This is a genomic window from Streptomyces sp. NPDC002133 (assembly GCF_040296405.1).
Taxonomy (GTDB): domain Bacteria; phylum Actinomycetota; class Actinomycetes; order Streptomycetales; family Streptomycetaceae; genus Streptomyces.
This window is the reverse complement of record NZ_JBEOXF010000004.1, coordinates 155,021-178,351: the sequence shown is the minus strand read 5'-3', so window position 1 is coordinate 178,351 and position 23,331 is coordinate 155,021. Positions and strand designations below refer to the sequence as shown.

At 72.5% G+C, this 23,331-nt stretch carries 22 protein-coding genes; 11 read left to right on the top strand and 11 right to left on the bottom strand.

Annotation, left to right across the window (positions count from 1 at the left end):
* Positions 1–21: 21 nt before the first annotated feature.
* The 3 genes from ABT078_RS07225 to ABT078_RS07215 all read left to right on the top strand — a co-directional run bounded on the left by ABT078_RS07225 (position 22) and on the right by ABT078_RS07215 (position 3,215).
* On the top strand, positions 22–687 hold the full coding sequence (locus tag ABT078_RS07225; RefSeq protein ID WP_351224735.1) for an amino acid ABC transporter permease: 666 nt from the start codon (positions 22–24) through the stop codon (positions 685–687).
* Positions 684–1,577 (top strand): amino acid ABC transporter permease, encoded by an 894-nt coding sequence (locus ABT078_RS07220; protein ID WP_351224733.1) that lies wholly within the window; start codon positions 684–686, stop codon positions 1,575–1,577. Before ABT078_RS07225 ends, ABT078_RS07220 begins: the two co-directional genes overlap by 4 nt.
* 141 nt (positions 1,578–1,718) lie before the next feature.
* Entirely contained in the window at positions 1,719–3,215 is a 1,497-nt protein-coding gene (locus tag ABT078_RS07215) for a DUF6056 family protein (RefSeq protein WP_351224731.1), read from the top strand.
* Here the strand turns inward: ABT078_RS07215 and ABT078_RS07210 are convergent.
* Positions 3,190–3,648, bottom strand: a complete 459-nt coding sequence (locus tag ABT078_RS07210) for a GtrA family protein (protein WP_351224729.1) — start codon at positions 3,646–3,648, stop codon at positions 3,190–3,192. The genes ABT078_RS07215 and ABT078_RS07210 overlap by 26 nt on opposite strands.
* Positions 3,645–4,631, bottom strand: coding sequence for a glycosyltransferase family 2 protein (locus tag ABT078_RS07205; RefSeq protein WP_351224727.1), 987 nt, complete (start codon positions 4,629–4,631; stop codon positions 3,645–3,647). The genes ABT078_RS07210 and ABT078_RS07205 overlap by 4 nt, the downstream gene beginning before the upstream one ends.
* A 141-nt stretch (positions 4,632–4,772) precedes the next feature.
* On the opposite strand from ABT078_RS07205, the gene ABT078_RS07200 reads away from it, so the two are divergent.
* Together ABT078_RS07200 and ABT078_RS07195 are read left to right on the top strand one after the other, a co-directional pair.
* Positions 4,773–5,135 carry an ArsR/SmtB family transcription factor gene (locus ABT078_RS07200; RefSeq protein WP_351224725.1) on the top strand — a complete coding sequence of 121 codons (363 nt, stop codon included), beginning with the start codon at positions 4,773–4,775 and terminating at the stop codon, positions 5,133–5,135.
* Positions 5,132–5,770, top strand: coding sequence for an SRPBCC family protein (locus ABT078_RS07195; protein ID WP_351224723.1), 639 nt, complete (start codon positions 5,132–5,134; stop codon positions 5,768–5,770). The genes ABT078_RS07200 and ABT078_RS07195 overlap by 4 nt, the downstream gene beginning before the upstream one ends.
* 144 nt (positions 5,771–5,914) lie before the next feature.
* Here ABT078_RS07195 and ABT078_RS07190 read toward each other — a convergent pair whose 3' ends face one another.
* A complete protein-coding gene (locus tag ABT078_RS07190; protein ID WP_351224721.1) occupies positions 5,915–8,656 on the bottom strand; it encodes a SpoIIE family protein phosphatase in 2,742 nt (913 codons plus the stop codon).
* 1,065 nt (positions 8,657–9,721) lie between these two features.
* The gene (locus tag ABT078_RS07185) at positions 9,722–10,996 is read right to left on the bottom strand and encodes a Tm-1-like ATP-binding domain-containing protein (protein ID WP_351224719.1); all 1,275 of its coding nucleotides are present in this window, start codon (positions 10,994–10,996) and stop codon (positions 9,722–9,724) included.
* A 137-nt stretch (positions 10,997–11,133) separates the two neighbouring features.
* Here ABT078_RS07185 and ABT078_RS07180 point away from each other — a divergent pair, with 137 nt between their 5' ends.
* Entirely contained in the window at positions 11,134–11,580 is a 447-nt protein-coding gene (locus ABT078_RS07180; RefSeq protein WP_351224717.1) for a cupin domain-containing protein, read from the top strand.
* On the opposite strand, the gene ABT078_RS07175 is transcribed toward ABT078_RS07180, so the two are convergent.
* From ABT078_RS07175 to ABT078_RS07160, 4 genes are read right to left on the bottom strand one after another with little or no spacing between them, the layout of a single operon-like run.
* Positions 11,556–12,248: a hypothetical protein gene (locus tag ABT078_RS07175; RefSeq protein WP_351224715.1), complete on the bottom strand. Its 693-nt coding sequence runs from the start codon at positions 12,246–12,248 to the stop codon at positions 11,556–11,558. The two genes, ABT078_RS07180 and ABT078_RS07175, sit on opposite strands and share 25 nt — an antisense overlap.
* 15 nt (positions 12,249–12,263) lie before the next feature.
* Positions 12,264–13,247, bottom strand: coding sequence for a 4-hydroxythreonine-4-phosphate dehydrogenase PdxA (gene pdxA, locus ABT078_RS07170; protein ID WP_351224713.1), 984 nt, complete (start codon positions 13,245–13,247; stop codon positions 12,264–12,266).
* Complete coding sequence (locus ABT078_RS07165) at positions 13,232–14,455, bottom strand: four-carbon acid sugar kinase family protein (protein ID WP_351224711.1); 1,224 nt, start codon at positions 14,453–14,455, stop codon at positions 13,232–13,234. Before ABT078_RS07165 ends, pdxA begins: the two co-directional genes overlap by 16 nt.
* The gene (locus ABT078_RS07160) at positions 14,455–14,727 is read right to left on the bottom strand and encodes a cupin domain-containing protein (RefSeq protein ID WP_351224709.1); all 273 of its coding nucleotides are present in this window, start codon (positions 14,725–14,727) and stop codon (positions 14,455–14,457) included. The genes ABT078_RS07165 and ABT078_RS07160 overlap by 1 nt, the downstream gene beginning before the upstream one ends.
* Before the next feature lie 143 nt (positions 14,728–14,870).
* On the opposite strand from ABT078_RS07160, the gene ABT078_RS07155 reads away from it, so the two are divergent.
* From ABT078_RS07155 to ABT078_RS07145, 3 genes are all read left to right on the top strand, one after another.
* Complete coding sequence (locus tag ABT078_RS07155) at positions 14,871–16,031, top strand: RNA-guided endonuclease InsQ/TnpB family protein (RefSeq protein ID WP_351224707.1); 1,161 nt, start codon at positions 14,871–14,873, stop codon at positions 16,029–16,031.
* 403 nt (positions 16,032–16,434) lie between these two features.
* On the top strand, positions 16,435–17,232 hold the full coding sequence (locus ABT078_RS07150; protein WP_351225064.1) for a LysR family transcriptional regulator: 798 nt from the start codon (positions 16,435–16,437) through the stop codon (positions 17,230–17,232).
* A gap of 24 nt (positions 17,233–17,256) precedes the next feature.
* The gene (locus ABT078_RS07145; RefSeq protein ID WP_351224705.1) at positions 17,257–17,640 is read left to right on the top strand and encodes a TOBE domain-containing protein; all 384 of its coding nucleotides are present in this window, start codon (positions 17,257–17,259) and stop codon (positions 17,638–17,640) included.
* Positions 17,641–17,747: 107 nt separating this feature from the next.
* Here the strand turns inward: ABT078_RS07145 and ABT078_RS07140 are convergent, their stop codons facing one another.
* The 3 genes from ABT078_RS07140 to ABT078_RS07130 all read right to left on the bottom strand — a co-directional run bounded on the left by ABT078_RS07140 (position 17,748) and on the right by ABT078_RS07130 (position 20,843).
* On the bottom strand, positions 17,748–18,167 hold the full coding sequence (locus tag ABT078_RS07140; protein WP_351224703.1) for a TOBE domain-containing protein: 420 nt from the start codon (positions 18,165–18,167) through the stop codon (positions 17,748–17,750).
* 304 nt (positions 18,168–18,471) lie between these two features.
* The gene (locus ABT078_RS07135) at positions 18,472–19,218 is read right to left on the bottom strand and encodes a hypothetical protein (RefSeq protein WP_351224701.1); all 747 of its coding nucleotides are present in this window, start codon (positions 19,216–19,218) and stop codon (positions 18,472–18,474) included.
* Positions 19,215–20,843 (bottom strand): serine/threonine-protein kinase, encoded by a 1,629-nt coding sequence (locus ABT078_RS07130; RefSeq protein ID WP_351225062.1) that lies wholly within the window; start codon positions 20,841–20,843, stop codon positions 19,215–19,217. Before ABT078_RS07130 ends, ABT078_RS07135 begins: the two co-directional genes overlap by 4 nt.
* A gap of 199 nt (positions 20,844–21,042) precedes the next feature.
* Between ABT078_RS07130 and ABT078_RS07125 the strand changes: the two genes are divergently transcribed.
* A complete protein-coding gene (locus ABT078_RS07125; protein ID WP_351224699.1) occupies positions 21,043–21,333 on the top strand; it encodes a hypothetical protein in 291 nt (96 codons plus the stop codon).
* A gap of 244 nt (positions 21,334–21,577) precedes the next feature.
* Positions 21,578–23,293 (top strand): enoyl-CoA hydratase-related protein, encoded by a 1,716-nt coding sequence (locus ABT078_RS07120; RefSeq protein WP_351225060.1) that lies wholly within the window; start codon positions 21,578–21,580, stop codon positions 23,291–23,293.
* The last annotated feature ends 38 nt before the right edge of the window (positions 23,294–23,331 follow it).

The following is a 23,331-nucleotide window of genomic DNA, read 5'->3' as shown; positions in this document are numbered from 1 at the left end:
ACGGGACAGGTGCATCGGACCGTGTTCGACTTCCTCGAGGGCTACGACCTGCTGGGGGCCTTCTGGGCGACCGTGCAGCTGACGCTGTACTCCGCCGTCGGCGCACTGGTCTGGGGGACCCTGCTGGCCGCGATGCGGGTCAGCCCCGTGCCCCTGATGCGCGGCTTCGGCACCGCGTACGTCAACGTGGTGCGGAACATCCCGCTGACGGTCATCATCGTCTTCACCTCACTGGGCCTGTTCCAGACGCTCGGAGTGAGTCTCGGCGCGGACACGTTCGAGGGGATCAACTTCCGGCTCGCCGTGCTCGGATTCATCGCCTACACCGCCGCGTTCGTCTGCGAGGCGCTGAGGTCCGGCATCAACACGGTGTCCGTCGGCCAGGTCGAGGCGGCGCGCGCCATCGGCCTGGGCTTCACCCAGGTGCTGACGCTGATCGTCCTTCCACAGGCCTTCCGCTCGGTGGTGGGGCCGCTCGCCAATGTGCTGATCGCGCTGACCAAGAACACCACCGTGGCTGCCGCGATCGGTGTCGCCGAGGCCGCCCTGCTGATGCGGGAGATGATCGAGAACGAGGCCCAGCTCATCCTCATCTCCGCCATCTTCGCGGTCGGTTTCATCTGCCTCACCCTCCCCACCGGGCTGTTCCTCGGCCGGGTGAGCAAGAAGGTGGCGGTGAAGCGATGACCTCCGTCCTCTACGACGCCCCCGGGCCGCGCGCCAGGCGGCGCAACGCCCTCTGCACGGTCGTCTTCCTGGTCGCCCTCGCCGCGCTGCTGTGGTGGGTGGCCCAGAGCCTCGCGGACAAGAACCAGCTGGACTGGGCCAAATGGGAGCCGTTCTTCACCGACCCGCGCATCTGGAGCACCTACATCTGGCCGGGGCTCGAGAACACCCTGATCGCCGCCTCCCTCGCCATGGTCATCGCCCTGCCGCTCGGAGCGTTCTTCGGCATCGCCCGGCTCTCCGACCACGGGTGGGTGCGCGCCGCCGCCGGCGCGTTCGTGGAGTTCTTCCGCGCCATCCCTGTGCTCATCCTGATGCTGTTCGCCAACGCGGCGTACTCCGAGTTCACCGACGTCAGTCCCGACAACCGCCCGCTCTACGCGGTCGTCACCGGTCTCGTCCTCTACAACGCCTCGGTGCTCGCCGAGGTCGTACGGGCGGGAATCCTTTCCCTGCCCCGCGGCCAGACCGACGCGGCCAAGGCGATCGGCATGCGCAAGGGTCAGACCATGCGGTGCGTACTGCTGCCGCAGGCGGTCACGGCGATGCTGCCCGCGATCGTCAGCCAGCTCGTGGTCATCGTGAAGGACACGGCACTCGGCGGTGCGCTGCTCGGCTTCTCCGAGCTGCTGGCATCGGTCCGGCCCATGAGCGCCAACTACGGGGCGAACACCATCGCCAGCTTCACGGTCGTCGCCGTGGTCTTCGTCGTCCTGAACTTCGCCCTCACCACCTTCGCCGCCTGGCTGGAGGGGCGGCTGCGGCGCGGCAAGAAGTCCACGGGAGCGGTGGTCGGTGTCGACGCGGTCGCGGAGGCGGCGGCGCCGGGCGAGCACATCGTTCCGAAGTGACGGTTCACGCCCCGCTCCGCGGCAGGCCGCGATTGCTCCGCCCGACCGCCGCCGGTTGCGGGCGGCGACGACCTGACGTCGAGTGGGAAGGGCCCGCCGGGCGCCCGGCGGTGAAGGGGGTGTCCGAGAGGCAGTGCGACCATGGCCGTCGGCGCGAAGAGCGTCACCGTCCCGCCGGAACCGGGCGGGCCCCCCGTCCCGCGTTCACGGCTGCTGTCCTGGACCGTGGCGATGTCCCTGCTGCCTCTCGGGCTGCTGGCGTACGCCGCCTGGCTCGGACGCCATGTCAGGCCCAGCGCCGACGAATGGTGCTTCCTGCCCGTCGTGCGTGACCACGGAATCGGCGGTCTGATCGGGAAGTTCTACGTCACCGACAACGGCCGGATCGGCAACGGCCTGCTCGTCGGGCTCTACGCGCAGTTCCCGGTTGCCGGGCACCAGTGGTTCGCCCTGGCCGGCGGGGTCCTCGTCCTCGCGCTGCTCCGGTCCATCACCGTGCTCCTGCTGCGCCGGGCGGGCCTGGTGACGCCGCGTGGAGTGCCGCTGCTCGTGGCTGCGATGGTCACCACGGTGTTCCTCCTCGCCACGCCCAACACGTACAAGACGTACTACTGGCCCGCCGCCTCCGTCTCGCACACGCTCGCCCCCGTGCTCGCCTGCGCGGCGGTCATTCCACTGCTGCGCGCCCGGAGCCGCCGGGGCAGGATCGCCGCCCTGGCCGTCGTCCTGGTGGCGGGAATCTTCGTGGGCACGCTCTCCGAGGAGACCTCGGTCGTCGCGCTCGTGGTGCTCGGCACGGTCGTTCTGCTCGGCGGCCGCATCGTCACCGCGCGGATGCGGGCCCACGTCCGGCGCTGGGCCCTGCTCGGTATCGCGGGCGTCGCCATCGGCACGGCCGTACTGGTGACCTCGCCCGGATCGCTCCGGCGCCGCGAACGGTTCGGCGCCGAGACCGCCTCCATGGTCGCCCCCGAGACCCTGCTCGCCGCGGCGCGCGCCTACGCACGCATCCTGGAGACCGTCCTGACGACCTGGCAGTACGCGGGAGCCGTCGCCGCGGGAGTGCTGCTGGGGCTGCTGTGGCGGCCGAGGGCGCCCGGCCCCGGGCCGACCGCACCCAGGATCCTGCGCCCCGCCGGGCGGTTGCTGCTCTGCTCGGGCGCGCTCGCCTTCCTCGTCTCCGGTTACCTCTGCACCGTCGTCACCTATCCCGTCTTCGGCCCCCGCGTGGTGTCCGCCGAACGGACCTGGAACGACTACCTCCTGCTGTACGTCGCGCTCCTGGTGGCCGCGGGCGCCTTCCTGGGGCGCGCACTGCGTACCCGTACGCACGAGCGGTGGGCGGGCGTGGCGACGGCAGCGGCCGCGGCGGTGTACGCCATCACCGTGGTGGGGCTCGCGGTTCCGCTCCACCAGCTGGGCCAGGACATGCGCGTCCGGGCGCAGCAGTGGGACCGGCAGGACGCGTGGCTGCGCGCCGGTGCCGCCGGCGGCGCGACGGTCCTCCCGTACACCCCGCTGCCGGTGAGCGGCATGCTCGAACCCTTCCGCGCCCAGGGGCGCCTCCCGTGGCCGGCGCGGTGTGTCGCCGACTACTACCGCCTGGACCGGGTCACCTACTCGACGCGCCCTCCGTGACGCGCTCGTTCGTGCCGGACGTGATGGCCCATCGGGCGAGCAGGAACGAGAGCGGGGTGACGAGCACACCCGCGGCCAGCGCGGCGAGATGCTCGTCCATGCCCAGCCTCGTCACGGCGAGATGGAGCAGTACCCCGCTTCCCACGAGATTGGCCAGGCCCGACAGGGGATACCGGACGAAGGCACGCCAGGTCGGCCTGGTCCGGAGGGTGATGTACGAGTTGAGCAGGAACGAGCCGGTGAGGCTCACCGCGTAGCCCACGGCGTGGGCGGCCAGATAGGGCAGCCAGATGTTCAGCACGGCGTACACGGCGAAGTACACGCCGGTGTTGGCGAGTCCGATCGCGGCGAAGAGGGTGAACTGGAAGAGGGTGAACCGCCACAGGCCGGAAGTCCTGGTTCTGGCCGTGGGCGTCCCGTCACGTGCCGTCACGGCTCCGGCCGCACGCGTGCGACGGCCGACGGCGGCAGTCCGGCCGTGCCGCGGGCGGGGCCCGACCGGTCCGTCTCGCGCACCACATAGTGCGGTCGCCGCTTCGCCTCGTGGTGGATCCGCCCGACATACTCGCCGATGACGCCGAGCGTGGCGAGCTGGATTCCGCTGAGCGCGACGACGGCGGTGATGAGGGTCGCGTATCCCGGTGTCTCGACCCCGTTCAGGACGGTGTTGGCGACGATCCACAGCGCGTAGAGGACGGCGGACAGGAACAGCCACAGACCGGTGTGGATCGCGAGGCGCAGGGGACGGCTGTTGAAGGACAGCAGTCCGTCGATGCCGTAGTTGATCAGTCGTCGGCCGCCCCACTTGGAGCGCCCACCGGCACGCCGGACGTTCGGGTACGTGAAGCTGACCGTGTCGAAGCCGACCCACGAGAACAGTCCCTTGGAGAAGCGATTGCCCTCGGGCAGGGACAGCACGGCGTTCACGGCGCGGCGCGACAGCAGCCGGAAGTCGCCGGCGCCGTCCACGATCTCGACGTCCGTGAAGTGGCGCACGAGGCGGTAGTAGGCGCGGCTGAGCACGGTCCGCACGATGCCCTCTCCCGTGCGGTCGCGGCGCGCCACGACCTGGTCGTAGCCGTGCCGGTGCAGCTGCAGCATGCGGGGGACGAGCTCGGGCGGGTGCTGCAGATCGGCGTCCATGAGGACGACCACGGCGCCCCGGGACATGCGCATCCCGGCGAGCATGGCCGCCTCCTTGCCGAAGTTGCGGCTGAAGGAGGTGTAGCGCACCTGCGGAGCGGCCGCGGCCAGGTCCCGCAGGCGCTCCACGGTGCCGTCCGTGCTGCCGTCGTCGACATAGCAGATCTCGAAGCGCTCCCCGGTCCGCTCCAGCGCGGCGGTCAGCGCGTCGTGGAAGGCGCCGAGCACCTCGCTCTCGTCGAAGCACGGGACGACGACCGAAATCACTGGCATCTCCCCAGTGGAACGCGGGGAGCACGACGGGGCTGCCGCACGTACTCCGCCCGGGTGTGCGGGCGATCCGCAGCACCGTGCGTCGCGCCGTGCATTGTTAAGCGTTGACTTATATAAGCGGCACATGCCATAGTCGGGCCCGTGCACGCCTTCGATGTACTGGGGGATCCGGTACGGCGCCGGATATTGGAGCTGCTGGCCGACGGTGAGCAGTCATCGGGCACGGTCAGCTCCGTCATTCGGGACGAGTTCGGGATCTCGCAGCCCGCCGTTTCGCAGCACCTGCGCGTCCTGCGCGAGTCGGGCTTCGCTTCGGTGCGCGCCGAGGGCACCCGGCGGCTCTACGCCGTGGATTCCGCGCCCCTGCGTGAGGTGGACGCCTGGCTCGACCGGTTCCGCGGCTTCTGGGAGCAGCGGCTGGACGCGCTCGGTACCGAGCTCGCGCGAGGCAAGCGCGAGCGCCGCGGACAAAACGAGAACGAGAACCAGGAAGAGCAGCGATGAGCGACATCGTCGACCAGATCAACGACATCCACCGCGAGGTCGGCATGCGGCCCGTGGCCGAGGGCGAGGCCCGCACGGTCCTGCTGCGCCGCACCTACGACGCCACGGCCGAGGACGTGTGGGACGCGTGCACCGATCCCGAGCGGATCAGGCGCTGGTTCCTCCCGGTCAGCGGCGAGTTCGAACTGGGCGGCCACTACAGGCTGGAGGGCAACGCGAGCGGGGAGATCCTGCGCTGCGAGCCGCCCAAGCTGCTCAAGGTGAGCTGGCTGTTCGGCGAGAACCCCGGGTTCAGCGAGGTGGAGGTGCGGCTGACGCCGGAGGGCGACGAGCGGACGGTGTTCGAGCTGGAGCATGTCGCGGTCGTCCCGCCGGAGATGTGGGACCAGTTCGGCCCCGGCGCGGTCGGCGTGGGCTGGGATCTGAGCGTTCTCGGGCTCGGACTGCACCTGCGGGGCGGCTCGATCGGCGACCCGTCGGAGTGGGAGGCGTCCGACGAGGCCCGGGAGTTCATGGCCCGCAGCAGTGAGGCCTGGGGTGCCGCGTACGGGGCGTCGGGTGCACCGGCCGATGTGGTGGCCGCGGCGGTGCAGGCGACGACGGCGTTCTACGCGCCTCCGAAGCCGGCGCAGTGACCGGGCGGCGGCGAGTTCCTCGGCCCTGACGAGGCGGTTGACGAGCCGGCGAGGCGGTCGTGACGATTCGGCGAGGCGAACCGGCGGTGCGGGGGCGCCGGGCGCCGGCGCGGGTCCGTCCGTCGCGGCGGCGGCCGCGCCGGCTCAGAGGAGTTCGCTGTCCGTGAAGCCGAGCAGCGCCGCCGCCTCCATGTGGGGCGGGGCGCCGTGCAGGGACTGCTCCGCCCAGATGATCTTTCCCTCGGGGGTGTAGCGCACGCCCCAGCGCTCGGCCATCTGGGCCACCAGGAACAGTCCGCGGCCTCCCTCGTCCGTCGTGGCCGCGTACCGCAGATGCGGGGACGTGCTGCTGCCGTCGGCCACCTCGCAGGTCAGGCACTGGTCGTGGATCAGCCGTACCCGGATCGGCCCGGAGCCGTAGCGGATGGCGTTGGTGAGCAGCTCGCTGAGGATCAGCTCGGTTCCGAAGGCCACATCGGACAGACCCCAGTCCTCGAGGGTCCGCACGGCCTCGGCGCGCATGCCCGAGACCGCGCTGGGGTCGGACGGCACCTCCCATTCGGCGACCCGGTCGGGGCCGAGGACCCGGGTGCGGGCGATGAGCAGGGCCACGTCGTCCTTCGGACGGGCGGGCAGCAGGGCGCCCAGCACGTCCTGGCAGGTCTCCTCCGGTGTGCGGTCGGCGCGGGCGAGAGTCCGGCGCAGCAGTTCGATCCCGACGTCGATGTCCCGGCTGCGGTCCTCGATCAGGCCGTCGGTGTAGAAGACGAGCCGACTGCCCTCGGCGATGTCCAGCTCCGCGGTCTCGAAGGGCATGCCGCCCAGCCCCAGCGGCGGCCCGGCCGGCAGCTCGGGGAACTCGACGGTGCCGTCGGGGTGGACCAGCGCGGGCAGCGGATGTCCGGCCCGGGCCATGGCGCAGCGGCGGGACACGGGGTCGTAGACCGCGTAGAGGCAGGTGGCACCCGTCATCGACGGCCCGCCCTCGGAGACGCTGTCGGCGCCCGGCTCGTCCTGGTCGATGCGCCCGACCAAGTCGTCGAGATGGCCGAGGAGCTCGTCCGGCGGCAGGTCGAGAGTGGAGAAGTTGTGCACGGCGGTGCGCAGCCGGCCCATCGTCGCGGCCGCATGCAGTCCGTGACCGACGACGTCGCCGACCACCAGCGCCACACGGCTGCCCGGCAGCGGAATCACGTCGAACCAGTCCCCGCCGACCCCGGACTGCGCGGGCAGGTAGCGGTGCGCCGCCTCGACCGCGCTCTGCTCGGGCAGAGCACGCGGGAGGAGGCTGCGCTGCAGGGTCACGGCCAGGGCGTGTTCGCGCGTGTACCGGCGGGCGTTGTCGATGGACACCGCGGCGCGGGCGACCAGCTCCTCGGCCAGTGAGACGTCGTCCTCGTCGAACGGCTCGGGCTTCTCCGAGCGCCAGAAGTTGGCCACGCCCAGGATGACACCGCGGGCCTGCAGCGGCACCGTGATCAGCGAGTGGATGCCGTACTCGACGACCCCCAGCGTCCGCTCCGGGTCCTGGGCCTGCCAGCCGGGCGCGTCGGACAGGTCGGGCACCAGCTCCGCCCGTCCGCTGCCGAGTCCGATGGCCTGCGGTGTCGACGGGAGGAACGCGATCAGCCTGCCGCGCTCGTAGAGCGGATGGCCGTCGCGGATGCCGGAGACGGCGGTGCGCCGCACGGCCGAGGTCGACCCGTTCGGCTCCTCGCCCTGCAGGACCGGGTCGGCGAGGTCGACGGTCACGAAGTCCGAGAACCGGGGGACCGCGACCTCGGCCAGCTCCTCGGCCGTACGGGTGACGTCGAGCGTGGTACCGATGCACACCCCGGCGTCGTACAGGAGCTGGAGGCGGTTGCGGGCGACGTCCGCCTTGCCTGTCAGCGCCTGGAGCTCCGTGGAGTCGCGAATGGTCGCCACCGTGCCCAGGGGGCCGCCGGGGCCGTCGGTGGGCCGCTGGTTCACCACGAGGAGCCGGTTTCCCGCCGTGTGCACCTCGTCCGTCGCCGTGCGGCCGGAGGCCAGCAGCTCGGTGGTGTCGGGGTCGAGCCCCGCCAGCTCCGTCACGGTCTTGCCCTCGCCGTCGGGGCCCAGCCCCAGGAGCCGCTTGGCCTCGTCGTTCGCGAGCAGCAGCCGGCCGTCGCCGCTGACGATGACGACTCCCTCCCGCACGGCGTGCAGGACGGCGTCGTGGTGTTCGTACATACGGGTCATCTCGGTCGGCCCGAGGCCGTGCGTCTGCCGTTTCAGCCGCCGGGTAACCAGCCCGGTACCGGCGGTGGCCAGGGCGAGGCCCGCGGCGCCGGCGCCGAGAATGACCGGGAGCTGACGGTTCACCGTGCCGGTCACGTTCTTGACAGTGAGGCCGGCGGAGACGAGGGCCACGACCCGGTCCTGCCGGTCGGTGACGGGGACCACCGCCTGCACCTCATGGCCCAGTGGCCCCTGGACGCTCTCGAGCAGAACCTCGCCCCTCAGCGACGGTTCGATGGTGCCGACGAAGCGCTGTCCGATCCGGTCCGGCTGTGGATGCGTGTAGCGGATCCCATTGGTGTTCATCACCACGATGAAGTCCACGCCCGCCGCCCGGCGGGTCTCCTCGGTGATCGGCTGGAGCACCCGGGAGGGATCCGGCAGTTTCAGGGTGGCCAGCAGCCCCGGGCCATGCGCAAACGTTTCCGCAACGGCGACCGAGCGGTTCCGGGCCTCGCGCTCGGTGTCGCTCCGGGTCTGCAGCACCAGGGCGAGGATCGCCCCGAGCACAAGCAGGACCACGACCGCCACCTGGAGGACAAAGACCTGCCCGGCGACGCTCCTGGGGCGCTTGCCGATCAGTGGCCGAACCGATACGCCCCGGAATCGGTCGAAGCGCCTGATCACGGTGTTCTTTCTAGCACCGGTGTGCCCGATGGGGCTATACGGGCATGCCGCTCTCTGGGCCCGACCCGGCGCAGAGCCCGCGTCTTGGGCCTGTGAGATGGCTCACAGGGCGCATGCTCGCCTGGTTGAGGGCCGATGGCGTGACGCAGCGGTCTGTGCTCGTGACGGAACGACGCGCCTTTCGGGGGCTGCTGGATGACTGCTCCGAGCGGGGCGGCGATCTTGTCGGGGTCGATCCGGTGGCGGGGGCGACCTGCTGAGGGTCGTGCGCCTCGCCTTCGACAGCAGCCGAGGGCCGCGGCGGCCGCGCGCTGTCGCCGGACGGCCGGAGCTGCGCCGCCCTCCGCGGGCGTGGGCGCGGGTGGGGCCGTTGCACGAGGCCCTTTCGCACCTCGCCCCCCTTCCCGGCTCTGTCGCCATGCGGCTGCGCCGGGGGGACGGGCCCCGGAGCCCCTGGTCCGCGCAGTGGGCGGGGTGTGCCCGTTCTCAAGTGCCGGAAGGGCTCCGGAGGGCCTCGCCGGCGCGGGGCAGAGCCCTGCCCCGCTCCGGCGAGGGCGGGAGAAATCCGCCGCCAGTACGCACGGGCGGCCGGCCCGACGCCCCGACGCCCCGACGTTTCGTAGGAGAGGTCGTCAACGCACCCCTGGAAGCCACCGGCGGGCGCCCGGGACGGGAGTCCGCGTCCCGGGCGGCCAGGGCCGGCGGGAGCGCGGCCGCCACTGCACGCTGCTGCGGACCGCTCGGGGCGTACAGGGTGCCGCCCAAGGCCTTGCCTGGCCCGCCTCGGCGCACTGTGGGTCCGCCGCCCGGCCCGGCCCACTCGTACCGGTCCGAGCGCGGTGCCGGGACGGTGTACGGCCGAGGTGGGCGGGCGCTCGGGGCCGGTACGGCGATGTGTGTCCCGGGTGGCCGTGGGCCTGGGACGCCGCCGTTGCTGTGGCAGCCCGGGCCCTTCGGCCGTGCAGGGCACGCGGGCCGGGGCTGTCCGAGGCGAACCGGCTGCGCGGGTCGGCCGTGGCCGCGACACGGCGCCCGGCGGCCGGAACCGCGCCCCGCAGACGTGCCTCACGCGCACGCCGCCGCCGACACCTCGCCCGAACCGGTGATCATGCGGTGCAGCAGGTCCGCGGCGGTGCGGCCGAACGAGGGGTCGTTGATGTGGGTGCCCGCCTCCCGGACCTCGACGGCGCTGTCCCGCAGCCCCTCCCGCAGCGCGGTGAAGAGCGCTTCGTCGGCGGCGGGATCGTGGTACGGCCCGTCCGGGGCACCCAGCGTGGAGAGCCCTCTCAGCGGGATGCACACGGCCGCCGGGCCGGTGGCGGCGCGGAGCTTCGCGGCCACCCGCCGGCCGAGTTCGGTGCACTCTGCGGCGGTCGTGCGGATGACGGTGATGGACGGGTTGTGCACCCGCACACGGCGGTCCTCCCGCCGGTGCTGCTCCGGGAGCGTGTGGAGGGGGCCGAACTTCACCATGTCGAGGGCGCCGGGGCTCACCACCTGGGGGACGCCGTGGCGCCCGGCCGCGGTCAGCCGGCCGGGGCCCGCGGAGAGCATCCCGCCCACGAGGTCGTCGGCGAGCTCGCTGAGGGTCAGGTCGAGGACGCCCGCGAAGAGCCCCTGCCCGGCCAGCGACTCCAGGATGCGGCCGCCGGCGCCGCTGGTGTGGAAGACGAGGACCTCGTAGCCGAGTTCGGTCAGCCGCTCGCGGGCCGCGTCGACGCCGGGTGTCGTCACGCCCGCCATGCTCGCCGCGACCAAGGGCCTGCCGTCCGCCCCCGGCACGGCCGCGCGCCGGGTGCGGGTGGCCGCCGCGAAGCCCTGTGCCATGCCGGCGGCGGCGTCGGCGGCGTTCGCCAGGATCGGGGCCGAGACACTGTTGATCCCGGCGATGTCGACGACGCTGTGCATCATCGTGATGTCGGCGGATCCCACGTACGGCGACACATCGCCCGAGGCCATCGACGAGACCACCAGCTTCGGGACGCCGAGCGGCAGCGCCCGCATCGCCCGGGTCGCGATCGACGTGCCCCCGCTGCCGCCGATGGCCAGCACGCAGTGGAGCCGTCCCTCCCCGTACAGTCGCAGGACGGTCTCGGCCGCGCCCCGGGCCATCGTCGTCACCGCGGCGCCGCGGTCGCCCTCGGCCCGCAACCGCGCCAGCTCGGCGCCCGCCGCCCGGGCGACCTCGGCGCGAGGCACATCGGCGGATATCCGTGGTTCTCCGATCACGCCGGCGTCGACGACGAGCACGTCGACGCCCCGCTGACGCAGGCGTTCCCGCAGCCAGCCGCACTCCTCACCCTTGGTGTCCAGCGTTCCCAGCAGCACAACGATCGCCATGGCACGTACTGTCCGGTGAATTCGACATACCGACAAGGGGGCCGACCGGTTCGCGCCACCGGCCCGGCCGGTGGGGGCGGTGGGGCGATGGAGCCCCGGGGCGGTGGACTGGGCGAAGGTGCGTCAGGATGGGCGCCATGGCGAACATTTCCGGGCTTGTCGAGTCCCTGGATCTTCAACCGCACATCGAGGGCGGGTGGTTCCGCGAGACATGGAGGACCCGGACGGAGGCGATCCCCGACGGATACGACGGGGCCCGGCCGTTCGCGACGGGCATCTACTACCTGCTGCACCCCGGAGAGACATCACGATGGCACCGGGTGCGCTCGGACGAGCTCTGGCTGTGGCACGGGGACGGGCCGTTGCGGCTGCGCCTGGGCGGAGACGGCCCGGAGCCGAGTGAGGCGGACGCCGTCGAGGCGGTGCTGGGCGGCGCGGTGGAGACGGGCGAGCGGCCGCAGTTCCTCGTGCCCGGTGGGTGCTGGCAGTCGGCCGAGCCGGCGGGCGACGAGCCTGTGCTGGTGACATGCGTCGTCGCCCCGGGCTTCGACTTCCAGGACTACGAGGACGTCCGCTCCGAGTGAGCTCCCGCCGCCGCGGACAGGATCGCGGCGAGCTGTCCGTGGAGCGTTCCCAGCCGCGGGTCGAACGACGCCGTCATCGCCGCCGATCCCACGGTGAACGCGTCCACCCCCGCCGCTTCGAGCGCGGCGATCCGCTCGGGGCTGTCGATGCTGCCCGCGACCACGAGCCTGCCGGTCGTCGCCGCGCGGGCACTGCGGACCAGCTCCAGCGGATCCGCGTCGGTGGCACGGTACGCCAGCAGGTCCACACCGGCACAGCCGGCCGCCTCGAAACGCCTGCACTGCTCGGCCACTTCGCCGGAAGTGCCGCCGAGCCGGGTCGGATGGCCGGACGGGGCGCCGGGGAACGGCAGATAGGCGATGCCCGTCCCGCTGAGCAGCTCCAGTGTCTCCTCGACCCAGACGCCGCCCATCAGCTGGTCGACGCCCAGGTCCACGGCCATCCGGGCCGATTCCAGGGCCCGTTCCCTGCTGGTGCTGACCACCTCGAGGCTGCTGGTCGCGCCCGCGGCCTTGATACGGCTGTGCAGGGCGGCGAGCGTTCCCCGGTCCACACCGACGTCCTTGAAGCCGATGTGGGCCAGTCGGAGCTCCGCCAAGCCGTCGACGAGCCGCAGACAGTCGCGTACGGTCCGGTCGTCGCGCGTGAGCATGAAGATGAAGTCCACCGCGGCCCTCCCTTCCTATCGGCTGCCGGACAGCGTGCGCGCGTGACGCAGCGCCGTGAGCAGACTCGTGTGATCGGCGAGGCCCTTGCCCGCGATGTCGAAGGCGGTGCCGTGGTCCACGCTGGTGCGGACGAACGGCAGGCCGACGGTGATGTTGACGCCGTTCTCCAGGCCCAGGTACTTGACCGGGATCAGGCCCTGGTCGTGGTATTGGGCCACGACGACGTCGAACTCGCCCTGCCGCGCCCGCAGGAAGACCGTGTCGGCGGGCCACGGCCCGCTCGCCGCGATCCCCTCGGCGCGCGCGGCCCGCACTGCGGGGGCGAGGACGTCAAGGTCCTCGCGCCCGAGCAGCCCGTTCTCCCCGGCGTGCGGGTTGAGCCCGGCCACGGCGACGCGCGGCGCCTCGAACCCGGCCCCGAGGAGGGCCTCGTGGGCGAGCCGGATCGTGGCCAGCTCCACCTCGACGGTGAGCGAGTCGATCGCGTCGCGCAGCGGCTGGTGAATGGTGACGAGCACGACCCGCAGCTCGTCGGTGGCCATCATCATGGCGTACCGCTCGGTGCCGCTCAGTGCGGCAAGGATCTCCGTGTGGCCCGGGTACCCGATCCCGGCGAGGCGCAGGGCCTCCTTGTTGAGGGGCGCGGTGACCAGCGCGGCGACCCGGCCGTCGAGCGCGAGGGCAGTGCCCCTGGCGACGTACGCGTACGCCGCCGCCCCCGCCCGGCCGTCGACCCGGCCCCGGGGCAGATCGTCCGGCAGCGCGGTCTCGGACAGGACGTGCACGACACCGAGGGCGGCCCCCGCCAGGCCGTCGGGCGAGGCGACCGAGCGGACGGGGACGTCGAGGCCGATCGCGGCAGCCGTGCGACGGAGGACGCCCTCGTCGCCGATGACGAGGACGGGGGCGTCGCAACGGACGTCGGCGACGAGCCGGAGGACGATCTCCGGACCGATCCCGGCCGGGTCGCCCATGGTGACCGCTATGGGGCGGCGCACGGCGTACTCCTCAGGAGGTCGGTGAGACGGCAGAGGGTGTCGCGGTCGCCGAAACCGCCCGCCTTGAGGGCCACGGGGATCCGGCGCGGACGGTCGAGCAGGCCGAGCGCGATGCCGGGTTCGGGCTCGCCCGACAGATCGACGGTCCGGGCTCCGAGCGCGAGCAGGACCGTACGAGCGGTCTCTCCGCCGGTGAGGACGAGCGCGTCGAAGGCCTGCCGGGCGGCGAGTCGGCCGACGACCCGGGCCAGCGCCTCCGGCACGGAGTCCGCCGTACGGACTTCGGGGCCCTGCAGCAGTGCCCTGCCGCGACCGGCCAGTGCCTGCTCGGCGCGGACGACGGCCGCGGGGTCCGTCACGGGTACGAGGGCAGCGGTCCCGCCGACCGCCGCGAACCGGGCGGCCTGCTCCCGTCCCGCCGGATGGAGGCTGCCGACAACGACCAGGACGCGCGGCGCGGGTGAGGGGGCATCGCCTGCGGGCAGGAGGCCGCCCGGGCCAGGTCCCAGACGCCTGGCCAGCGCCGCGGCGAGACCTGGCGAACCGACCCACAGCACCTGCCCCGGATCGGGCACCGCCGCGACCAGCGCGTCCAGGTCCCCGTCGGATGCGGCGTCGGCCAGCACGAGCCGCTCCGCTGCGGGAAGCGAGGCGAGGCCGGCCCGTACGGCACCGGGGAACAGCTTCGTCAGATCGGCGCAGCGCACCGGATGCAAGGGGTCGCGTGCGAACGCGGTGTCGTGCACCGGACGTCCCGCCAGCAGCTGTACGCCGCCGACCGTCGTGCGCTCCTCCGCCGGGAACGCGGGCGCGATGACCGCCGTACGACGACCGCTCGCCGACAGGGCGGCGGCGGTCTCCGCGGCGAGGTGCCCCCGGAGCGTCGAGTCCACGGTCTTGAGCAGGACGTCCGCACCGGCCAGCGCGGCCGCCGCGGCGGCGGTCCGCTCGGCAGCGTGCGCCGCCGGTCGCACCCGGCTGTCGAGGTCGACCGCCGTCACTCCGGGCCCTGTCGCAGCGGCCGTCGCATCGGATGTCGCCTCGGCCGGCTCCTCGGCCGGCTTCCCGGCCTCGTCGGAGAGCCGGATCCGTGCCGGGAAGCCGGCCGCCCGGAACGGCGCGGCCCCGTCGCCGGCACTCGTCAGGTCGTCGGCGAGAATCGCGATCCGCCGCGGTGGCCGATCTGCGGTCGGTGCTGGGCTCCGCATCAGGCCTGCTCGATGCGGTCGAGTTCGGTGACCGTGCGCGCGTTGCGTACGTTGCCGGTGTTGAGCGTGGTGTCGGGCTCCAGGAGCACGACCTCGCAGTCCTCCTCTGCGACGGGACAGTGCTCGGTACCGCGCGGGACGACGAGGAATTCCCCAGGATTCAGGACGATGTCCCCGTCCCGCAGCCGCATCCGCAGCTTTCCGCGCACCACGAGGAAGAGCTCGTCCTCTTCCTCGTGGTGGTGCCAGACGAACTCACCGCTGAATTTCACCTGATTTCTCCCTGGATACCCCGGCCTTCAGGCCGGGGAGGAATGGGTCCTTGGAGCGGAGCCGCGAAGCGGCGGAGGTCTCTGCGCATTGTTCGTGACCTGTGCTTTCGGCTGTTGTCAGTGGTGGCGCTTAGGTTGAAGGGGTGAAGGTCGTGGTGCAGGTGAAGCTGTTGCCGTCGCCCGAGGTGGCGGCGGCATTGGCGGCGACCCTGGCCGTGTGCAACCGGGCGGCCGATGCCGCATCGGTGGTGGCATACGAGACGGGCACCACCACCCGCAACGAGCTGCAGAAGCTCGTCTACGCCCGCTTGAAAACGGAGTTCGGGCTGGCTGCCCAGCCGGCCGTGCGGGTGGTGAAGAAGGTCGTGGACGCCTACGCCACGTTGCGCGCCAGCATAAGGGCGGGAAACCTCGGCCCGAACGGGTCGAGGCGACGCAGGCGTGCGGAGTCGAAGCCGGTCGTCTTCCGGCTTGATGCGGCCCAGCCGTACGACGACCGGATCCTGTCCTGGCAGCACGACGCGCGGACGGTGAGCATCTGGACGGTGGCCGGGCGGATCAGGAACGTCCGGTACACCGGGCACCCCGGCCAGCTGGCGATGCTCGAGAAATACCGCAAGGGCGAGTCGGATCTCGTGCACCGGGACGGCATGTGGTTCCTGATCGCCACCTGCGAGATTCCCGAAGCGCCGCTCAATGCCGACCCGGTGGACTGGATCGGGGTGGACCGGGGCATCGCCAACCTCGCGACCACGTCGGACGGGACCAACCACCAGGGCCGTCGTCTTGGCCGGTACCGGCGCTGGCACGCCCGCAAGCGGGCGGAGTTGCAGGCGAAGCGGACCCGGTCCGCCACCCGGCGGGCCAAACGCCGGGCACGCCGCGAGGCCCGACACGCTACCCACGTCAATCACAGGATCAGCAAGGAGATCGTGGCCGTCGCACAACGCACCGGACGCGGTGTCGCCCTCGAAGAACTGGGTGGCATCCGTGACCGGGTACGGCCTTCTCGCGACCAGCGGGCCGCGCTCTCCTCCTGGCCGTTCCACCAGCTCGAAGAACACATCCGCTACAAGGCCCGGCGGGCCGGAGTGCCGGTGATCTGGGTGGACCCCCGCTACACCTCGCAGATGTGCCCCAGATGCGGGCACACCGCCAGGCACAACCGTCCCACCCGGGACACCTTCAGCTGTCGTCGGTGCGGGCTCGCTGGCCCCGCCGACCACGTCGCCGGGGTCAACGTACGCAACCGCGCACGCTCGGCGTGGGTTCTCGTCAACGGACCCGTACCACAAAGGACCTGAACACGGCCTTTCGGTGGTAGATGCGACCCGTGACCGCCCTGTCGTAGGGGGCAGTCGGGAGCGCGACAAGGCGTAGACGACTGAGCCAACACGCTCGGTCGTTTTACGGCCGAGAAGTTGACGAGTTTCACGGCCGACCCCTGCCACCTTCGGGTTTCCAGGTGTCGGAAAACGATGCGGATGCGTGAGAGAGGCTGACCTTCTGCATCGCGCGGGCCTTTCCTCGAGTCCGCCGGACGATCCCACTGTTGCTGGTCATAGCTCAGGCTGTAAAGCGATGAATCCTCACGCCATCTGTGATGAGATCTCACACATGACGTGGAGCGATCTGCCGCCGCTGGGGACCCTGGTGGCGTTCGAGGCGACCGTCCGGCACGCGAGCGTGAGCAAGGCAGCCGCGTAGCTGCATCTGACGCACGGCGCCGTGAGCCGCCAGATCCAGCAACTGGAACACGCCTTGGGGGTGAGTCTGTTCGAGCGGCGCAACCGCTCGGTCGTACCGACCCCCGCCGCGCACACCCTGGCCCGTGAGGTCGCCGACGCCCTCGGTCTGCTCAACTCGGCGACCCGGCGCACGCGGGCGGCGGTCGCGCCAGGACCCCTCGTGCTGTCCTGCGAACCGACTCTGCTCATGCGCTGGCTCATCCCGCGGCTTCCGCTGCTCACCGATGCCGCACCAGGGCTCGACCTGCACCTCGTCGCATCCGGCGGCCCCGTGCCGTTCGACCGTGAGGGGATCGACGCCGCGATCCGGCGCAACGACTTCGAGCTGCCCGAGGGGGTGCCGGCACACCGCCTGTTCGACGAGCGGATCGGCCCGGTGTGCTCACCGGAGCTCGCCCGCGGTCTCATCTCGCCCGCCGGCCTCGCGGACCTGCCGCGGCTGCACACCCGCACCCGGCCGACGGCCTGGTCCGACTGGGCGGCCTGCGCGGGAACGGCACTTCCCGCCGGCGCGACCGAGCAGACCTTCGAGCACTTCTATCTGAGCCTGCAGGCCGCGGCCAGCGGCCTCGGCGTCGCCATCGGCCCCCTCGCGCTCGTCCACGACGACGTCCGGGCCGGCCGGCTCGTCGCGCCGTTCGGCTTCGAGGCCGACGGCAGCGCGTACGTGCTGCTGACCATCCTGCCGCCGGAGGACGAGCGGGTGGCAGTGCTGCTCCGCCGGCTGGGCGAACAGGCGGGACACCTGCTCATCTGAAGTGCGGACGTACCGTCGTACACCATGGGGCAGGCAGCGCAGCTGCTGGGCGTGAGTCCGGAGACCGTCCGCCGCTGGGCGGACGGCGGACGGCTGCGGATGGACCGGGACGGGTCGGGCGGCAACCGGGTCATCGACGGAGTGGGCCTGGCCGCGTTCGCGAAGGAGCGAGCCGCGGGATCGCACCCCGTCCAGGACGGGGTCTCCACCTCCGTGCGCAACGCCTTCGCGGGGATCGTGACCGTGGTGACCGCCGATGACGTCATCGCGCAGGTCGAGATCCAGGCCGGCCCCCACCGGCTGGTGTCGTTGGTGACGCTGGAGTCCGTCGACGAGCTGGGCATCGAGGTGGGGGTGACCGTCACGGCCCGGGTGAAGTCGACGAACGTGCACGTCGATGTGCCCTGACGCACGCTCCGAAGCCCCTCCCGCGGTCATCCGATCCAGGGCCGTCCGATTCGCGGGCCGTCCGTTCGCCGGCGTCCCATCCTGGGCCGGGCGGGTGGGCGTGACGGTCAGGCCGTCGCGAGCGAGATCTCGGTGGACTTGATCAGTGCCACCACGGAGGAACCGACGAAGAGTCCGAGGTCGTCCGCGGCGTCCGTGGTGATCGCGGCCGTGAGTTCACCGCCCTCGACCGTCATCCTGACGCGGGCCATGGCGGTGCCGTGGGAGATGGCCATGATCTTGCCGGGGATCTGGTTGCGGATGCTCAGGCCTTCGACCGGCCCCGTGGCCAGGGCGACTTCGGTCGCCTTGACCAGGGCGCGGACCGCGGAGCCTGTCTCGAGACCCAGCTCCCGCACGGAGTCCGCGGTGACGGCCGCGGTGATGTCATGACCTCCGGCGAGATGGACCTTGACCGTCGCCATGGCCTCGCCGGTGGTGACCGCGGTGACGGTGCCAGGGAGCTGGTTGCGGATGGAGAGAGCCATGGGCTGCGCCTTGATCGTCGAGCGGAAGGCCGGTGTGCACCGGCGGTGACTCCTGCACCTTAGGCACACTCCCCGCAGTCGGCCGGATACGCGGCGCGGTCGCCGTGCCGCTTCATGGCGTCCTCCGAGGACCTCGCATCTGCGATGGCGGATCGGCCGGGGAGCTGCCACCGTCGCCGCGTCCCTCGGAGCCTCGCCGGTACGGGTGTTCCGCAGCGTCACCCTGTCCATGGGGCGGGGCCGAGGGCCGAGCCGCCCGCGACGGGCCGGTACCCGGCTCGCCGGGGCTGGATGCGAGCCTCCGTCAGGGACAGGAGTACGTGAAGTCGGCCGCCGCGGTGTGATGGGTGGGCGAGGTGATCCGCAGCTCGGCCCGAGCGGCGTACTCGCCCTCGCCGTGGAACGTCCACAGGAGTCGCAGATGTGCCTGCCGCTGCCCGCGCGCCAGCCGTTCGGTCAGCTCCTGCGAGGTGGTGCCGTCGCTGCGCACCCAGCGGTACGTCAGGGTGCCGGGCCGCCCGTCCGTGTCCACCAGCGCCGTGATGTCCGCGGTGCCTTCGCAGCCCGGCCCGGAGGGATCGGTGCGGACGGACACGTGCCGTACGGCTACGCCCGGCCCGTACCGCTCCCAGGCGAGGAAACAGAGGACGGCCACCAGCACGAGCGCCGCCAGCGTGTAGCGGCGCAGGCCCGCGAGCCGCGGGGCGGGACGCTCGGGAGGCAGAGGAGGCCGGTCTGGGAGCGTGCCGTGCCAGACGGTGGCCGTGCTGTCCTGCTCGTGACGAGGGCGGGCGGCGGCCGTGACACCCGGGCCGAAGCGGAGGACCACGCCCTCCACCCGGTCGGGGACCGCCTGGTGCTCGCGCGACGGGGCCGGCCGCTCGACCCAGTGGCTGGCCAGTACGGTCGCGCTGTAGTCGTCGCCCGGAGCCGGAGCCGGAGCCGGAGCCGGAGCCGGAGCCGAAGCCGAAGCCGGAGCCGGAGCCGCACTCGCTTCCGCCCCTGGATCCGGACCCGGACCGGACGCCGCAGGGATCCGCGGGTCGCTCATGTGATCGTGCACCGCCTGATCAGGATCTGCTGCTCGGAACCGCCGTTCGCCGCGGCCGGTGCCGTAGCCGCCCGGAGGCTCCAGTAGCAGCCGCTGCCCTGGAACGTGTGCTCGACCGTGAGCGTGTACCGCGTGGCGCCGCTGCGCTCGAAGGTGCCGGCGCCGTCCGGGATGCCTGCGCTGCCCTTCGCCTCGCCGGTGGCCCAGTTCAGGGTGAGGGTCACCGGGCCGGGCCCGTCGGTCACGATCTCCACGGTCGCGCTCGCGGTCACCGTGCCCGTCTGGCGCAGCGAAGTGACGGAGACGGAGGCGACGGTCACCGTCGGCGGCTTCGAGGTGACCGGTGGTTCGGACGTGACGGGAGGCTCCGTGGGGACCGGCGGGACGGACTCCGTGACGGGCGGCTCCGACGGGGCGTCGGATACCGCGGAGGACGGCGTGGGCGTCGGCCCCGGCGTGCTCTCCGGCGGCGTGGGGGAGCCGGTCACCGTGGGGCTCTCCGACGGTGCGGAGGACGGCGCCCAAGCCGGTTCGCCCTGCTGCGGCAGGGCGCTGGTCGTGGCGACCGCCTGCGCCGTCGTCCGCCCCGGCCCCTCGTCGGCGGCCCGCGCCGTCAGGACCAGCACCAGACCCAGCACCAGCGCGAGCGCCCCGGCGAACAGCCCCTGCCCGCCGGGCCGCAGACCACCCAGCCGGTGCCCGCGCCCGGGCCCCAGCGAGGTCGTGGCGAGCGCCGCCGTGGTGGCGGGCGGCGCGCTCGCCGACGGAAACAGCAGCGGCAACAGCGCCGCGAGCGCGGCGAGTTTGCGCTGCCCGCGCTCCTCCCAGTCCGGCCCGTAGGCGGCCCTGGCGCGCTCCTCCAGTTCCGCCACGAACGCCTCGGCGTTCGCCGGCCGCTCCTGCGGACTCTTCGCGAGCCCGCGCCGGACCAGCGGACGGACCGGCTCCGGTACGTCCTCCTCCGGCACGGGAGCGGTGGTGTGCTGCAGCGCCAGCTCGGCGAAGTTCTGGCCGGCGTACGGCTTCCGGCCGGTGACGCATTCGTAGAACGTCGCCGTCGCCGCGTAGACATCGGCCGCAGGCGTGGCGGGCGCGCCGCTCCACTGCTCCGGCGCCATGTACGCGGGCGTGCCCGCGACGCCGACCTCGGTTCCACGGCGCGCCGCGATACCGAAGTCGGCCAGCTTGGACGAGCCGTCCGCCGCGACCAGCACGTTCTCCGGCTTGTAGTCCCGGTGCACCACACCGGCCCGGTGCGCCGCGGCGAGCCCCAGCAGGGAGCCCTTCAGGACCACGAGTGCCGGCTCCGGCTCCGTGCGCCCCTCCCGCGACAGCAGGGCGCGCAGGGCGATGCCGTCGACCAGCTCCATGACGATGGCCGCGCCCTCCGGCGCCTCGACGTACTCGTACAGCCGCACCACATGCGGTGTGTCGAGCCCGCCGAGCAGCCGTGCCTCCGACCTGAACTCCCGTACGAAGGCCTCGTCCCGGCGCAGCCGCTCGCCGAGGTACTTGACGGCCACCGGAATGCCTGTCGCGTCGTGGACGGCGAGGACGACGCGGCCGCTGCCGCCCGCACCGAGTTCCCTGGTCTCCGTGTAACCGGGGACCGACCAAGCGTTCATTCCGCCCCCCTCGGCGGCCGGGCCCGCCCGGTCGGTACGGGCCTCGGGTGCTGTCCCCACGACAGACACATTTCCGTCACATCCGGTTCCCGGTGACGACGCGAGGACTGCCGTGGCCCGCCTCGTCCCCTCCGCCCCACCTGCGGGTGTCTCAGACCGGACTTAGTCTGAGGTGGGGGCGGCACTGCGGAGGTGTGCCATGTCGCGCAACCACCACTTCCACCTGGACCAGGGCAGTCACTCGATCACGGTGAACGTGGGCCCCGGCAGACACGGCGGTATCGAACTCCTGGTCGACGGCAAAGTGATCGCATACCGGCGTGAGCACGGTACGGGAACGACCGTGCTGTCCGGCGAGCTGCCGGACGAACCCGTCCGCAGTTTCCTCGTTCGGGTGCACCAGCCGCACCTGGTGCGGGTCAAGCCCGGCTGCACGGTGGAACTGGACGGCGTGGAACTGCCGATGCCGGAGCGGTACGCCGCGTTCTGAGGGCCCGGGAAGATCGGGCAGGGCGGCTCGTCCCCGCGCACAGGTCGGCCGAGGACTCCACGCCGAGGGCTCCGCACGAGCACCCCGCCGGCCGGTCGCCCGCAGCCGATCGGTCGGCTGTGCTGCCCGCTTTCGAGTGACACCCCGGCCCTGCAGCGGCACGCCCCCGGCCTGACGGGCCCACGATCGCAGGCGGCCGGATCAGCCTCCGGCCATGAGCCGCCGGATCCGGTGGAAGGCCGCCATGCACATCCTGCTCGTCGCCAGCGCGTACAACAGCCTCACGCAGCGAGTCCACGCCGAACTGCGGGACCGCGGACACAGCGTCGCCGTGGAAGCGACCCCGAACGGAGCATCCGTACGGGACGCCGTCCGCCGGCACGAGCCGGACCTGGTGCTGGCGCCCCTGCTGAAGGCCGCCATCCCGCGTGACGTGTGGTCCGCACACACCTGTCTCATCGTCCATCCGGGGCCGGTGGGCGACCGCGGGCCGTCGTCGCTGGACTGGGCCATCCACGAGGGCGCCCGAAGCTGGGGCGTCACCGTCCTGCAGGCGGACGAGGAGATGGACGCCGGCGACGTGTGGGCCACGGCGAGCTGTCCCCTACCGCCCGTCGCCAAGAGCGACCTGTACCGGAACGAGGTTTCCGACGCCGCAGTGGCCGCGGTCCTGCTGGCCGTCGACCGCTTCGCGTCCGGTACGTACACCCCCCAGCCGCAGAGCAGCCTGCCGATGGCGGCCGTCAGGACCCGTCCGCACGTCCGCCAGGAGCTCCGGCGCGTCTCCTGGGAGGACGACTCCACCCAGACGGTCCTGCGCACGCTGCGCGCCGCCGACTCGCAGCCCGGTGTGCTGGACGAGCTGCTGGGCGACGAGTGGTTCCTCCACGGCGGCCACCCGGAGGACGGGCTGCGTGGCCGCCCCGGGGCGCTGCTCGCCACCCGGGCCGGTGCGGTCTGCCGGGCGACGACGGACGGTGCGGTCTGGATCCCCGAGCTGCGCCCCCGCCGCAGGCCCGGGGGCCCCGCCACGTTCGCCCTGCCCGCGACGCTGGCCCTCGGCGCCCGGCTGCCGCCGCTGCCGGAACTCCCCGCCCCGCTGCACCGCGACGAGCGCCACCGGACCTGGAGCGACATCCGCTACCGGGAGGAGGGGCAGGTCGGGATGCTGACGTTCTCCTTCCCCGGCGGCGCGATGAGCACCTCGCACTGCCGGCGGCTGCTCGACGCCTACCGGGTGGCCTGCTCGCGACCGACCTCGGTGCTGGTGCTGGGCGGCGGGCGGGACTTCTTCTCCAACGGCATCCACCTGAAGGTGATCGAGGCGGCCGCCGACCCGGCGGCCGAGTCCTGGGCCAACATCAACGCGATGGACGACCTGGTCGAGGCCGTGCTGACCACCACGGACCGGCTGGTGGTCGCCGCCGTCGGCGGCAATGCCGCGGCAGGCGGGGTGATGCTCGCGCTGGCCGCCGACGAGGTCTGGTGCCGGGCGGGCGCGGTGCTCAATCCGCACTACCGGCTCATGGGGCTGTACGGCTCGGAGTACTGGACGTACACCCTGCCCCGCCGAGTGGGTGAGCCGATGGCCGAACGCCTCACCCGGGAGGCACGGCCGATGACCGCGACCGCCGCGCTGCGGACCGGTCTGGTGGACCGGGTCGTCGACTGCGGACCGGAGGAGTTCACCGCCGAGGTGAGCGCACTGGCCGCCCGGCTGGCCCCGTTTCCCGCGACGCAGACCCGCATCGCCGCGAAGAAGGCGGAGAGCGAGCGCCGGGAGGCCGTCAAACCGCTCTCCCGCCACCGGGAGGAGGAGCTCGCCCGCATGCTGCGCACTTTCCGCGACCCCACCGCGCCTTACCACGCGCTCCGCCGCGCGTTCGTCCGCAAGGAGCCCCCGCCCGAGGGCCCCGCATCGGAGCAGCGCGCGGTGGCAGGGGGACCGGGCGCCTGTTAGCAAGAGAGAAGTCCCGAACGCGGGACTTTGTCGTCATA

Coding starts and splice junctions, on each gene's coding strand:
- ABT078_RS07120 (WP_351225060.1), top strand. CDS start 21,578: ATGCACATCCTGCTCGTCGCCAGCGCGTACAACAGCCTCACGCAGCGA.
- ABT078_RS07125 (WP_351224699.1), top strand. CDS start 21,043: ATGTCGCGCAACCACCACTTCCACCTGGACCAGGGCAGTCACTCGATC.
- ABT078_RS07145 (WP_351224705.1), top strand. CDS start 17,257: ATGGGGCAGGCAGCGCAGCTGCTGGGCGTGAGTCCGGAGACCGTCCGC.
- ABT078_RS07185 (WP_351224719.1), bottom strand. CDS start 10,996: ATGGCGATCGTTGTGCTGCTGGGAACGCTGGACACCAAGGGTGAGGAG.
- ABT078_RS07140 (WP_351224703.1), bottom strand. CDS start 18,167: ATGGCTCTCTCCATCCGCAACCAGCTCCCTGGCACCGTCACCGCGGTC.
- ABT078_RS07165 (WP_351224711.1), bottom strand. CDS start 14,455: ATGCGGAGCCCAGCACCGACCGCAGATCGGCCACCGCGGCGGATCGCG.
- ABT078_RS07180 (WP_351224717.1), top strand. CDS start 11,134: ATGGCGAACATTTCCGGGCTTGTCGAGTCCCTGGATCTTCAACCGCAC.
- ABT078_RS07205 (WP_351224727.1), bottom strand. CDS start 4,631: ATGCCAGTGATTTCGGTCGTCGTCCCGTGCTTCGACGAGAGCGAGGTG.
- ABT078_RS07220 (WP_351224733.1), top strand. CDS start 684: ATGACCTCCGTCCTCTACGACGCCCCCGGGCCGCGCGCCAGGCGGCGC.
- ABT078_RS07130 (WP_351225062.1), bottom strand. CDS start 20,843: ATGAACGCTTGGTCGGTCCCCGGTTACACGGAGACCAGGGAACTCGGT.
- ABT078_RS07195 (WP_351224723.1), top strand. CDS start 5,132: ATGAGCGACATCGTCGACCAGATCAACGACATCCACCGCGAGGTCGGC.
- ABT078_RS07215 (WP_351224731.1), top strand. CDS start 1,719: ATGGCCGTCGGCGCGAAGAGCGTCACCGTCCCGCCGGAACCGGGCGGG.
- ABT078_RS07135 (WP_351224701.1), bottom strand. CDS start 19,218: ATGAGCGACCCGCGGATCCCTGCGGCGTCCGGTCCGGGTCCGGATCCA.